At 63.7% G+C, this 12,682-nt stretch carries 11 protein-coding genes; 6 read left to right on the top strand and 5 right to left on the bottom strand.

What is annotated here, in order from left to right:
• Positions 1-90 precede the first annotated feature (90 nt).
• The 3 genes from ABIA45_RS15655 to ABIA45_RS15645 are packed head-to-tail and all read left to right on the top strand — an operon-like array spanning position 91 to position 2,496.
• Positions 91-1,281, top strand: a complete 1,191-nt coding sequence (locus ABIA45_RS15655) for a dihydrodipicolinate synthase family protein (RefSeq protein WP_404652706.1) — start codon at positions 91-93, stop codon at positions 1,279-1,281.
• Complete coding sequence (locus tag ABIA45_RS15650; protein ID WP_404652704.1) at positions 1,281-2,144, top strand: sugar phosphate isomerase/epimerase family protein; 864 nt, start codon at positions 1,281-1,283, stop codon at positions 2,142-2,144. The genes ABIA45_RS15655 and ABIA45_RS15650 overlap by 1 nt, the downstream gene beginning before the upstream one ends.
• Before the next feature lie 16 nt (positions 2,145-2,160).
• Positions 2,161-2,496: a hypothetical protein gene (locus ABIA45_RS15645; RefSeq protein WP_404652703.1), complete on the top strand. Its 336-nt coding sequence runs from the start codon at positions 2,161-2,163 to the stop codon at positions 2,494-2,496.
• Between the two features lie 124 nt (positions 2,497-2,620).
• On the opposite strand, the gene ABIA45_RS15640 is transcribed toward ABIA45_RS15645, so the two are convergent.
• The 3 genes from ABIA45_RS15640 to ABIA45_RS15630 form a co-directional block, all read right to left on the bottom strand.
• Positions 2,621-5,992 carry an AAA family ATPase gene (locus ABIA45_RS15640; RefSeq protein ID WP_404652701.1) on the bottom strand — a complete coding sequence of 1,124 codons (3,372 nt, stop codon included), beginning with the start codon at positions 5,990-5,992 and terminating at the stop codon, positions 2,621-2,623.
• Between the two features lie 37 nt (positions 5,993-6,029).
• Positions 6,030-6,416, bottom strand: coding sequence for a YybH family protein (locus tag ABIA45_RS15635; RefSeq protein ID WP_404542656.1), 387 nt, complete (start codon positions 6,414-6,416; stop codon positions 6,030-6,032).
• 100 nt (positions 6,417-6,516) lie between these two features.
• On the bottom strand, positions 6,517-7,968 hold the full coding sequence (locus ABIA45_RS15630; RefSeq protein ID WP_404652699.1) for a Spy/CpxP family protein refolding chaperone: 1,452 nt from the start codon (positions 7,966-7,968) through the stop codon (positions 6,517-6,519).
• A gap of 242 nt (positions 7,969-8,210) precedes the next feature.
• On the opposite strand from ABIA45_RS15630, the gene ABIA45_RS15625 reads away from it, so the two are divergent.
• Positions 8,211-8,357 (top strand): hypothetical protein, encoded by a 147-nt coding sequence (locus ABIA45_RS15625; protein ID WP_404652698.1) that lies wholly within the window; start codon positions 8,211-8,213, stop codon positions 8,355-8,357.
• 278 nt (positions 8,358-8,635) lie between these two features.
• Here ABIA45_RS15625 and rocD read toward each other — a convergent pair whose 3' ends face one another.
• Together rocD and ABIA45_RS15615 are read right to left on the bottom strand one after the other, a co-directional pair.
• Positions 8,636-9,850: an ornithine--oxo-acid transaminase gene (gene rocD, locus ABIA45_RS15620; RefSeq protein ID WP_404652696.1), complete on the bottom strand. Its 1,215-nt coding sequence runs from the start codon at positions 9,848-9,850 to the stop codon at positions 8,636-8,638.
• A 230-nt stretch (positions 9,851-10,080) separates the two neighbouring features.
• Positions 10,081-11,301: a cytochrome P450 gene (locus ABIA45_RS15615; RefSeq protein ID WP_404652694.1), complete on the bottom strand. Its 1,221-nt coding sequence runs from the start codon at positions 11,299-11,301 to the stop codon at positions 10,081-10,083.
• A 120-nt stretch (positions 11,302-11,421) separates the two neighbouring features.
• On the opposite strand from ABIA45_RS15615, the gene ABIA45_RS15610 reads away from it, so the two are divergent.
• Positions 11,422-11,964 carry a phosphonopyruvate decarboxylase gene (locus tag ABIA45_RS15610; protein ID WP_157281094.1) on the top strand — a complete coding sequence of 181 codons (543 nt, stop codon included), beginning with the start codon at positions 11,422-11,424 and terminating at the stop codon, positions 11,962-11,964.
• A complete protein-coding gene (locus ABIA45_RS15605; RefSeq protein ID WP_157281096.1) occupies positions 11,961-12,551 on the top strand; it encodes a thiamine pyrophosphate-dependent enzyme in 591 nt (196 codons plus the stop codon). The genes ABIA45_RS15610 and ABIA45_RS15605 overlap by 4 nt, the downstream gene beginning before the upstream one ends.
• The last annotated feature ends 131 nt before the right edge of the window (positions 12,552-12,682 follow it).

Raw genomic sequence — 12,682 nt, 5'->3', positions numbered from 1 at the left:
GCGAGCGAAGCGAAGCAATCCAGAATCTTTCCGCAGAGGCAGTCTGGATTGCTTCGCTTCGCTCGCAATGACGGGGAGAGGTTCGAAATCATGAACAAGCCAGTCCAACCGATGTCGTCTTTGTCGCTGAAGCTCCCCAAGCCCGATCGCTCGATCGAGACCTATCGGCTCGCGGCCTCGCGCACCTTTCCCGCAAAGCTCGAAGGGCCGCTGAACCGCATCGCCTTCTCGGCCGTGCACACCGTTGCCGATCCCTTCGCCGACAACGATCCCTGGCTGTCGGCCGCGGTCGACTGGGACAGGACCATCGCCTTCCGCGAGCACGTCTGGGACCTCGGTCTCGGCGTTGCCGAAGCCATGGACACCGCGCAGCGCGGCATGGGGCTGGACTGGCCGACCTCGCTGGAGCTGATCACGCGCTCCGTCGCCGCCGCCAAGCGCCGCAACGCGCTGGTGTTCTCCGGTGCAGGCACGGATCATCTCGCAGTGGAGGACGCGAGAAACCTCGACGACGTCATCCGCGCCTATGAAGAGCAGATCTCGGCGGTGGAGAAAGTCGGCGGCCGCATCATCCTGATGGCCTCGCGGGCCCTCGCAAAACTCGGTCGCAATGCCGACGACTACGCCAAAGTCTATGATCGCGTGCTTTCGCAGGTCCGTGAGCCCGTCATCATCCACTGGCTCGGCGACATGTTCGATCCGGCGCTGGCGGGATATTGGGGCACGAGGGATCTCGACAAGGCCATGGACATTGCCGTCGCCATCATCAACGGCAACGCCGCCAAGGTCGACGGCGTCAAGGTTTCGCTGCTCGACAAGCAGCGCGAGATTGACATGCGTCGCCGGCTCGACAAGCGCATCAAGATGTACACCGGCGACGATTTCAACTACGCGGAGCTGATCGCCGGCGACAGCGAAGGCTTTTCGCACGCGCTGCTCGGCATCTTCGATGCCATCGCGCCGGCGGCGTCCTACGCGCTGTCGCGGCTGGCGGCCGGCGACGAGGCTGGCTTCCATGACGTGCTGGGCCCGACGGTGCCGCTGTCGCGTCATATCTTCAAGGCGCCGACGCGGTTCTACAAGACCGGCGTCGTCTTCATGGCCTACCTCAACGGCCACCAGGATCATTTCACCATGGTCGGCGGACAGGAGAGCACCCGCTCCACGCTGCATCTGGCCGAGCTGTTCCGTCTCGCCGACAAGGCCGGCCTGCTCGCCAATCGTGAACTCGCGACGCAACGGATGAAGACCGTGCTCGCCACCCACGGTATCGAATCCTGATGCGCGCTTTTTCGTCCGATCACCGCTGGCTGTCGCTGAACACGGCGACGGTCCGCAAGCAGGGTGACCTCATCGAGATTATCGATGCCTGCGCACGTCACGGCATCCGAGCCATCGATCCCTGGCGTGACCAGGTCGCGAACGTCGGTCTCGACCGCGCCGCGCGCGCGGTGCGCGAGACTGGCCTTGATCTCTCAGGCTATTGCCGCGGCGGCATGTTCACCTCGGATGTCTCGCGCCGGGGCGAAGTGCGCGACGATAACAGGCGCTGTGTCGATGAAGCCAAGACACTAGGCGCGCCCTGCATCGTCCTCGTCGTCGGCGGCCTGCCGCAATATTCGCGGCCGGGCAGTGAGGCTTCGAAGGATCTGGTGGCAGCGCGCGGGCAGGTCGAGGAAGCGCTCGCTGACATGCTCGACTACGCGAGGCAAGCCAAGCTGCCGCTGGCGATCGAGCCGTTGCATCCGGCCTATGCGGCCGACCGCGCCTGCGTGAACACAACCAAGCAGGCGCTCGATATCTGCGACCGGCTCGATCCCGGCCGCACCGGCATGCTCGGCGTCGCGCTCGATGTCTATCACATCTGGTGGGATCCGGAGCTGATGGACCAGATCGCACGCGCCGGCCGGGACCGCCTGCTGGCGTTCCATGTCTGCGACTGGCTGGTGCCGACAAAGGACATCCTCAACGACCGCGGCATGATGGGCGACGGCGTCATCGACATCAAATCGGTGCGTGCGGCGGTCGAAGCGCAGGGCTTTGCCGGCTATTCCGAGATCGAGATTTTCTCCAACGACTGGTGGGGCAAGCCGATGGACGAGGTGCTTCGCACCTGCATCACGCGGCACAGGACGGTGGTGTAGTTGCCTCGAGTGTCTCGTGAAAAGTCAGACGATTGCGCTATCATCGATTTTTCCGTTGAATCCCGGACTATCACTCGTCAATTCGATCTGCGAAGCTCTGACGACACAAATGCGCTTGCAACCAAGCAGGCGCGGAGGGAGGTTCGCAGTGGAGAAAGTGCGACGCTTGCGTGCGATGAGCTCACTGTGCCGTCAACAGGCCGCATACAACAGCATGAACAAATGGAAGCTGCTCGCAGAGGCAGAATACTGGGATCATCTGGCTGACCTCGAGCTATCTTCCCATTTCCAACAATGCAACGCCATCGTCTTGGTAGAGCAGCCTCAAGCGATCACAGATGCGAAGTGCTGAGCGGAAGACGATTTCCGCCGCGTGAGGAAAGGCCGTGTACTCATAAAATCACGCAAGTAGAGGGTTGCCGTATCACCCGTGTGCTCGCTGTACGGCAACGTCTGAAGCTTGAAAAGGCGCGCGATCATAATTGGGAAAGCTCCTCCATGAGCGCCTTGGCGGAACGAAGGTCCGGCGTTTCGAAGCCTTCCGTAAACCAGCCGTAAACCGAGCCAAGAAGGCACCGTGCGTCGGCTATCCTACCCTGGTCGCGCCAAAGCCGAGCCAAATGCATTGCGGCACGTAATTCAAAGGACTTTGCGCTCTGGCTTTGGGCGACCTTGAGTGCAGTTTGCAAATACCCCTCGACCTCGTCAGCTGGAGCACCACGAATCCGATGCAGTTCGCCATCGATGCATGCAAGTTCTGCCTCCCACATACGCTCGTCGCTGCGCGCGGCAAGGACCTTTGCTTCGGCAAGGGCAGCGACGCCGTTGTCGTGGTCACCTAAGTGGAGGTAGGTGGCCGCGAGCATCCATAAGTACCGAACCTGGTACCAACTGGCTCCGAGCCTGTTCCGCTCGTTGAGACTGAGGCGCATGAGCGCCAGGCCGCCCTCCACGTTGCCCTCTTGGGCCATGGCCCAGCCCCGCAGGATGAGGCCGCTCTCGCGCCAATAGTTCAAGCTGTTCTGATCGGCGAGATCGATGATGGCCTCGGCGTGCGCTTTGACGGCCGCCACGTCACCCATTAGCTCCGCAGTGGCCGCCCCGCCATAGACCTGCACATGCGCGGTAAGGTTCGTCTGATTCAACTCAATAGCGTATTGAGATGCGGCACGGCTAGTCCGCTGAGCCTGTTCGGGGTAACCCAGAACCCAAAGCACAATCGCCAAGTAGGGTAGCGCCGAGGCCTTTGGGTCATGTACGTAGTGCACAGGTGGCGGCCGATGCGCCTCCGGCTGATAGCGACTCAAGATCGTTTCGAACTCCGAGCGTGCGGTCAGAAAATCACCGGCATGCATGGCGGTGAGCGCGGCCAGACGATGCACAGCTAGTTCCAGCGCTGTGTCACTGGTGCGCTCGGCGGCGCGCTGCGCCTCGGCAACGAGGCTCTGCATGGCAGCAAAGTCGCCGCGCACGAAGTGGAAGATGAATTTGCCGCTAAGGGTGGAAAACAAGGCGCCCGTGTCGTCGAGTTCATAGCAGAGCGCATGAGCCCTGCTGAAGGCTGTGCCAAGCTGCGGAGCCGTGTATCCGTGAATGGCAATCAGTGGACCTCCGATTGCTGTTTGCAGAGCGAGCTCCTGGCGATCGCGCTCCGGCCCTTGTGGATTGGACCTGAGTGCCTCCAGCCCCCTTGTGAGATGAGTGATCGCTTCGAGATTTGCGGAACGCCCGGCCGCAATGCGGCCGGCCCGCAGCCAATAGTCCACCGCCTTTCCTGCCAGTCCACCCTCGGTGAGATGCAGAGCGATCGTCTCCGGCTCTGCCTCAGCACGGGCAGGGTAATGTTGTTCGAGAGCTGCAGCTATGCGGGCATGGATCTGCTGCCGCTTGCTCTTTAGAAGACTCTCGTGCGCGATGTCCTGCACCAGCGCATGTTTGAAGCTGTAGCCAACATTCGGAGGTACGCCACGACGGAATATCAGTTCCGCGGCCAATAGGTCATTGAGAGCATGCTGGAGCGCGTGCTCGTCGAGCGCCGTTACAAGGCGCAGAAGATCGTGTCCGAATTCGCGTCCGATGCAAGCTGCAATCTGGGCAACTTCCTTGACCGGCGCCAATCGATCAAGCCGGGCCATCAAGGAGTCCTGCAGCGTCGTCGGGATCGCCAGCGGCGGTAATGGGCCGATCAGCTCATAACGGCTGCCGTGGTCTTTGAGCAGACCGGATTCGACGACGGCTTTGGTGAGCTCCTCGACGAACAACGGCACGCCGTCGGTCTTGGCCAGAATCTGCTCAAGCACCTCCTGAGGGAGTGTTTTGCCGCCCGTGATCCGGTCAACGACTGCCGCCCCTTGCCGACGTCCCAGCCGGCTTAGAAAGAGCGCTGTCACATGTCCATGACCCGTCCAGCGCGGAATGAACTCGGGCCGGAAGGTAACGATCATCAAAATCGGAAGTCGCTGCACCTCGTCGACAAGCCGATCGAGGAATTCGAGCATAGTAGGGTCCGCCCAATGGACGTCCTCGTAGACGGCAAGCACTGGCTGTTTTGTCGCTAAGCCTTGTATCTGTTCCAGAAGGGCCTGGAAGGTTCGCTCCTTCTTCTGGTGCGGACTGAGTGCGAGGGGCGGGTATCTCTCCCCGGTCGGGATTGCCAAGAGATCCGCGAGAACCGGCGCGCTCTCATGCACATCGTCCGCACCAAGCGCGAGCATGGCCTCGAGTTTATCGAGCTGTTCGTCGGAAGCGTCCTCCCGCCGTATTGCCGCTGCCCGTTCAAGGAGGCCAACGACGGGATACAGAGCGGTGTTGGTATGAAATGGTGAACAGAAATGGCTCAGCGGCGTGTGCGGCACACGGGCGACCTGGTCGCGTAAGGCTCGCACGAGCCGCGACTTGCCAATGCCGGCTTCGCCGCCGAGCAGGACGATCTGTCCTTCCCGCTCTTTCGCCCGCTCCCAGCGATCCAGGAGCAATGCAAGTTCTTCATTCCGTCCGACCAGTGCGGTCGTTGCCAAGCCATGCCGGGCCTCGAACCTGCTCTCTGCCGCGCCTTCACCAATGACAAGCCACGCCTGCACCAGTTCCGGGAAACCTTTGAGAGGCACCGTGCCGAGGTCGTGGTACGTGAAAGCTTCGCCGAGTAGGCGGCGGGTCGATTCCGCAATCACCACATCACTTGGGTTGGCCAGATCTTGCAGTCGGGCGGCTAGGTTTGGTGTTTCGCCGATGACTGCGCGCTCGCGAGCCTCTCCCTCGCCAATCAGCTCGCCGACCACGACCAGACCGGTTGCGATGCCGACGCGAGCGGCGAGCGCTGCACCACCCGGTTCGGTAAGGGAGGCGACCGCCTTGGTCACTCGAAGCCCGGCGCGAACGGCGCGCTCCGCCTCATCTTCGTGCGCCCGCGGCCAGCCGAAATAAGCGAGAACGCCATCGCCCAGGAATTTGGCTATGTGGCCTTCGAATCGGTCGATCTCGCCCACCACGGTGTTATGGTAGGCCTGCAAGAGGTCACGCAACTCCTCGGGATCCCGCCCTGAAGCAAGTGCCGTCGAGCCGACCAGGTCGACGAACATGACTGTGAGCTGTCGACGCTCCGCGTCCGAAGGGATCGATGGCTTCGCGTAGTCGGCAGGTCCATTGGCGTTGACAGCCACCGGGGTGATCGGCGGAGCGAGTGCATGGATTGCCTTTAGCACAGCCTTGCGTGGGCCGAGTGGCAAGCCAAGCTCCCGCAGGTCGGCTTCGGTCAGTTCTGGCAAAATTTCGGACGTGATTTCAGCGTCACAAAAGGTCTTTATGTAGCGCTCCAGCCCGAGACCGCAAAGCCATTGCGCGATATCCACGACAAGCCTCCTCGTGCCGCATCAGGCAACGGTCAGCTCAATTGAACGTATGCAACTTCAGCTTCAGCGAACCATCTGCCTGACGCTCAAACACGTGGGTTGCGATCCCGCCTGCAGGTTGGCTGGCGCCATCCTCTGTCTTACCGTTGGCGCTCCAATGGGCCGTGCCGTAGACGATCTTCTCATCTCCGCCGGCGTCGATGAGGACCAACCTGTGATCGGTGAATCCGCTTGAAAACAGCCCAGCAAAGAAGCTCTCGATCTCTGTCGGACCGGATATCACTTGATGCGTTGGCGGCAACAATTTGGCGTCTGGCACGTAAGTCGCCGCGATAGCCCTGGCATCTGCTTTGTTGAATGCTGAATCCCACGCGGCGTACGCCGCAGCAATGTCGTGTTTTATGGAGGAAGCTAAGGCTGTCATGATCCCTCCCTCAATCGCGGGCTTGCTTTCGTTGGAGAACGATTGCGTCACCCCGCTTGGTCGACCGCTGCGTAAATTGCAACGAGAGAAAGCGACGCCCTCATTGGCCTGCGACCTGTTGCAGCCTGTTGAAGCGCGCCTTCTGCTCGCTGCTCAGCGTGGCATAGAACTCGTCCAGGGCGGGTTCGACCAGCTTGGCGGCGGTCAACATGGCCTCGAGCCGATGCTGCATCGTCTCCAGCCGTCCGACAGGTGTCAGCGGCGCATCGTTCGGACAGGCTGCCTGTAGGCTTTCAACGCCCTTCGCCGTCGCTTCACTGAGGCGGTCGAGCGCCTCCTTCTGCTTGCCGGCCGGGTGGAGCACAGCCTCGATCCTCTGGATCGGCAACTGCGTGAGCCCGGACTTCGGATCGCCACAGCCCTCGCTACTCGCCTCCTGCTGCTGCGGCGAGCGCTCGCCGACATTGGGGCCAAGCGCGTTGAAGCGGGCCTGCTGCTCGTCACTGAGCGAGTTGTAGAAATTCTCCAGTGCCGGACGAACGATCTTGACGGCTTCAAGCGTCGCGCTGATGCGGTTCATCATCGCGCGCAAGCGGCCAGGGGGAGTCAGTGCATAAGTCTCCGCGCAGGAATCCTTGAACACACCGGCAGCGTTGGCCGCCGCCGTCTTCAGCTCATCCAACAATGCGCGTTGCTCCGGCGTCGGCCGCACCGCCTGTGCGATATCCGCAAGCGGCCAGGCGGTCACGCCCTTGTCCGGCGTGGCACACAATTGCTGAAGCGTCTGCGGGCTCACGCTGGCACGCTGGCGCGCGCGGTAGCCGCCGGCTTGCGGAGTGTCATACGGGTTGGTGCTAGCATAAGCGGAGTAAGGGCCGTCACCGCCCCAGAACACGGTGTCGACGAAGTCGTCATAGGCGTACGCCCAATATCCGGGCTCGTAGCCATAGGACCAGAACGTGTAGTTGAAGATGTCGGAATAGGCGTAAGGCCAGAACACGGGCCCAAGCCAAGCCACGAACACCGCGGGATGACGGTGACGCCAGGCCTGCCGGGGTGCCCAGCCGCTTTGGCGCGTGACGAGAGCCGCTTGGGTCAGGGCAGTGGACTGCTCGCGGAAGCGTTCCGCAAACCGTCCGCGCTCGGCGGCCTGCGCAGCGGCTGCAAGTGCCGGAGCGCGCTCCGCCGGAGCCTGCAGCCCAAGCCGCTGCTGGCGCGCCAGGTCAATTTGCTGCGCGCGCTGCTCTCGGCCAAGCAAGCGGTTTTGCGCCTGGAGCATTCGCTGCTGCGCCCGTTGCGCTTGCACGCCTTCCGGCTTTTGCGACTGCAATTGCTGCACCCGCTGCTGCAGGCGTTCGATGCGGGCCTGGCGCTCCGTTGTTTGGCGCGACAGCATGTCGCGCTGCCGTTGCTCCACCTGCTGCGAACGCTGTTGCACGCGTTGCTCGCGCTCCAGAAGACGGCTCTGCGACTGCAGCAACCGTTGCTGCTGTTGCTGCGCCCTTGCGCCTTCCGGCTTCTGCGATTGCAATTGCTGCACGCGCTGCTGCAAGCGGTCGATGCGGTCTTGGCGTTCCGCGGATTGGCGCGAAAGCATCTCACGCGGCGGTCCCGATCGCTCGCTCACGGCCGGGGGGGCACTTGGGCGCGAAGGGGCGGCGATATGCGGCGCCGGCCGCGGCGCCATCGCCGGACGTTGCGGCGCTGCCGGCGGGCGCTGGAATTCGCGCCGGGGCGCTGCCACCTGCGGGGCGGCTCGGGGGGCACTGATTTGTGGGGTCGGACGCGGTGGCGGTGAGGCGATGTGCGGCGCCGGACGTGGCGCCATCGCCGGTCGCTGCGGCATGGCTGGCGGCGCGGCGGGACGCGCCATGGCTGGCGGAGCGGCCGGACGTGCCATCGCTGGCGGTGCTGCTGGCGGTGCGGCTGGACGAGCCATAGCCGGTGGTGCTGCCGGGCGTGCCATGGCCGGTGGTGCTGATGGCGGCGCTGCGGCTGGTCCTGGTGGTCCTCCACCCCGTCCGTGTCCGTGAGGTCCCTGAGCCGACGCGCTCGTCGTCAGCATCGAGACGCCAACCAAAACAGCCGTCAGGCAAACGCCACGCGGAAGCATGATCCTAGCTCCCAACTCGTAATGGCCCACGACTTTCAACGCACAGACCGTGGAATCGTTCGTCCTTGGCCACGGCTGGCATTGCGATCTTCCGACGCAGCCAGTCTCAAGAGAAATCCTGCGTCAGGATCGCGGCGAACCGCTCCAGCGCCCAGTCGACCTGGTCGCCGGTGATCACCAGCGGCGGGGCGATGCGGATGGTATGCTCATGGGTATCCTTGGCGAGGATGCCCTTGGCCTGGAGCGCCTCGCAATAGCGGCGTGCCCGTCCGGCCTCGGGATGCAGCTCGACCGCCAGCATCAGGCCGCGCCCGCGCACGTCGCGGATCGTATTGGCGCGAATGTCCTTCAAGCCCTCCAGAAAGCGCGCGCCTTGCCTCGCCGCGTTCTCGATCATGCCTTCCTCGACCAGCACGCGCATCGCCGCGCGGGCCACGGCGCAGGCAAGCGGGTTGCCGCCGAAGGTCGAGCCGTGCTGCCCGGGCCTCAATGTCCCGAGCACGTCGTTGTTCGAGAGCACGGCCGACACCGGATAGAAGCCGCCGGACAGGGCCTTGCCGAGCAGCGTCACGTCCGCCTCAATTCCCTCGTGCTGTTCGGCGAGCAGCTTGCCGGTGCGGCCGAGCCCTGTCTGGATCTCGTCGAGCACCAGCATCACATTGTTGGCGGTGCAGAGCTCCCGGACCTCAGTGAAATAGCCGGCCGGAGGAATCACGACACCGGCTTCGCCCTGGATCGGCTCGACCAGAAAGGCGACCGTGTTTGGGTTGATTGCTTCCGCAAGCGCCGCGGCGTCGCCGAACGGGATGACTTTGAAGCCCGGCGCGAACGGCCCAAAGTGTCCGCGTGTCTCGGGGTCCGTTGAAAAGCCGACGACGCCCAGCGTGCGTCCGTGGAAATTGTTGGCACAGACGATGATCTCGGCCTGGCCGTCCGGCACGCCTTTCACCTCGTAGCCCCATTTGCGGACCGACTTGATCGCGCTTTCCACCGCCTCGGCGCCGCTGTTCATCGGCAGCACTTTGTGGGAACCGGTGAGCGCGGCGATCTCCTCGTAGAACAAGGCGAGTTGGTCGTTGTGGAAAGCCCTCGAGGTGAGCGTCAACCTGTGCGCCTGTTCGACCATCGCCGCCAGGATCTTGGGGTGGCAGTGGCCCTGGCTGACCGCCGAATAGGCGGACAGACAATCGAGGTACCGGTTGCCTTCAGTATCCCAGACCCAGACACCTTCGCCACGCGACAGGACGACCCCGATCGGCTCGTAATTACGGGCCCCGAAGCGTGCTTCTGTCGCGATGAAATCAACGACCGGCGAGCTCATCTGCCGTCACTCCGTTGCTGCGCGCGGGGGCGTCAATCGACTGCACCGGCGGGTCGCGCCCAAATGAATGTGGGTATCAGTTTGTCAGCTCGGAAGCCTTGATGCGCCGATGGCGCGGCGCGGCCTGATAGTCCCGAAATGTCAGGTGGTTCTGCCGGGCCACAGGGCACCGTTCCGCGACCCAGGCTCTACTGTGCATGGGGTTGTTTTCGCAGTTTGGTTGCCGGCCCTCAGCCAAGCGCGCAGGGCACGCTCAAGAAGCCGCGGAACCGGACCCGTCCGCCGCGCACTGGCGGGCCGCTCACGGCATAGTTCGGAAAGCGCGCCAGGAAGCGCGAGATCGCAATCGCCCCTTCCAGCCGCGCCAGGGCCATGCCTGCGCATTGGTGCGCGCCGGTGGCGAAGGCGAGGTGCCGGTTCGGCGTGCGCGCGATATCGAAACGCTCAGGGTCGGGAAACTGCGCGGGGTCGCGGTTGGCTGCGCCAATGCACAGCGTCACCGACGTGCCGGCCTCGAGCATGACGCCGCCGAGCTCGACCTTCTCGGTGGTCATGCGGTTGCCGAGCTGGTTCGAGCTCTCGTAGCGCAGCACCTCCTCGATCGTGGTCTTGATCATGTCCGGGTTCTCGATCAGGCGCTGTTTCTGATCGGGATGCCGGTCGAGCGCCACGAGGCCGTTGCCGATCAAATTGGTGGTGGTCTCGTGGCCGGCATTGAGCAGGAAGATGCAATTGTGCAGCAGCTCCTTCTCGGTCAGCCGCTCGCCGTTCTCTTCCCCCTGGATCAAACGCGTCAGCACGTCGCGCTCGGGATTGCCCGGCTTTGCGCGCCGCCGCGACACCAGCGTCTGCAGATAAGCGAGAAAGTCCGCCACCGCCTTGTTGCCGCGCGCAGCCACTTCGGGCGACACCACGGGTTCGAGAGCACCCAGGATCGCCAGCGACCAGTCGCGCAGCGGCCCGCGCTCCCCGTGAGGCACGTCGAGCAGATTGCCGATCACCTCGATGGGAATCGAAGCGGCAAAATCCTCGATCAGTTCGCAAGCGCCCTTGGTTTCGATGGCATCGAGCAGGCCGTCGACCAGCTTGATGAGGTCCCCCTCCATGCTGGCGATCGCGCGCGGCGACAGCGCGCCCATGATGAGGCGGCGCACGCGAGTGTGCGACGGCGGGTCGTTGAAGACGAGGCTGGTGGTGTGGTGCTCGTAGAGCGGGGTGTCGCCGTATTTCGGCGCGAACTCGCGCTTCTTGTCCGAGCTGAACGACTTCGTGTTCTTGTAGGTGGTGACGAGATCGTCGTAGCGGGTCAGGAACACGGTGCCGCTGCGCAGGCGCTTGACCGGCTCGTTCTCCCGCAGTGCACGATAGGTCGGATAGGGGTCGTCGTAGAACTCCGGCGTCAGCTTCTCGAGGTCGAAGCTTGACGCCAGCGCCTTCGCATCTGCGTTCATCCCGTTATACTCGCCGGTTAAAGCCGATATGCCGTTTTTGTTGTTCTGGTTGGCGCATGCCTGCGTCTACAGTCTTTGCAGCTTTAGTCTTGGCACCTTGCTAGCCGACCGGACAGGAAAATGCACGCACGCGCTGACGCTGCCGACACGGCGCCGAACTGGCCCGACGATATTTTCGCGACCTTGCAGCGCTTCGACGTTCGGCAGGTGCCTTATGTGCCGGACGCCGGTCATTCCACGCTGATCCAGCGCGTGCTGGGCTCCTCCACCATGCGTGGCATCGCGCTGACGACGGAGGAGGAGGGCGTGGCGCTGCTCGCCGGCGCCTGGGCCGGCGGACAGCGCGGCGTGCTGCTGATGCAGTCGAGCGGCGTCGGCAATTGCATCAACATGCTGTCGCTGATCCCGATCCTGCGCTTTCCGTTCCTCACGCTGGTGACGATGCGTGGCGAGTGGGGCGAGTTCAATCCATGGCAGGTGCCGATGGGCTCGACCACGCAAGGCGTGTTCGAGCTCTCCGGCGTCAAGGTGCTGCGCGCATCGCACGCAGCCGAGGTGCCGGCCGTGCTGGAGGCCGCCGCAGCCCAGGCCTACAACGCGCTGACGCCCACCGCCGTCCTTCTGTCGCAGCGCCTGATCGGCGCCAAGGTTTTCACCAAATGAGCAAGGCCAATCTCCTCGACCGCCGGAAGGTGGTGTCCACGCTGCTGGCGAACCGCAAGGACGTCGTCGCGATCGGCGGCCTCGGTGCGTCCACCAACGACATGTGCGCCGCCGGCGACCACGCCCGGAACTTCTACCTCTGGGGCGGCATGGGCGGTGCCGCGATGATCGGGCTGGGTCTGGCGCTGGCGCAGCCGAAGCTGCCGGTATTGGTCATTACCGGCGACGGTGAGATGCTGATGGGCATGGGCAGCCTTGCCACCATCGGCCTGCAGAAGCCGGCCAACCTCTCGATCGCAGTGCTCGACAACGAGGCCTATGGCGAGACCGGCGGCCAGACCAGCCACACCTCCGCCGCCGCCGACCTCGTCGGCATCGCCAAGGCTTGCGGCATTAACGACAGCCGGGCCGTCACGACCATGGCCGAGGTCGAGGCCTTCGCCAAAGTCGTCCATGACGTCTCCGCGGGTCCGCGCTTTGCCAATGTGAAGATCGACAGCGCCGGCCTGGAGCGGATTCTGCCGACGCGGGACGGGACCTACATCGTCAACCGGATCCGTGCTGACCTCGGCTTCCAGCCGATCTAGTCGGTCCGTCCATCCCCGAACGCCTGCACGCGGGCCGTGCAGGCTCGACCAATTTCCATTGATTCTAGGTCGCATGCAGGTTGCGATGCAACATAGTGCTTGACTCCTGCGTGGGTGAGTGCTTACTCACC

This window comes from Bradyrhizobium sp. USDA 336, assembly GCF_044908355.1.
In the GTDB taxonomy this organism is placed as follows: Bacteria; Pseudomonadota; Alphaproteobacteria; order Rhizobiales; family Xanthobacteraceae; genus Bradyrhizobium; species Bradyrhizobium yuanmingense.
The sequence above is the reverse complement of the archived record's forward strand: the minus strand, read 5'-3'. Positions and strand labels throughout refer to the sequence as shown.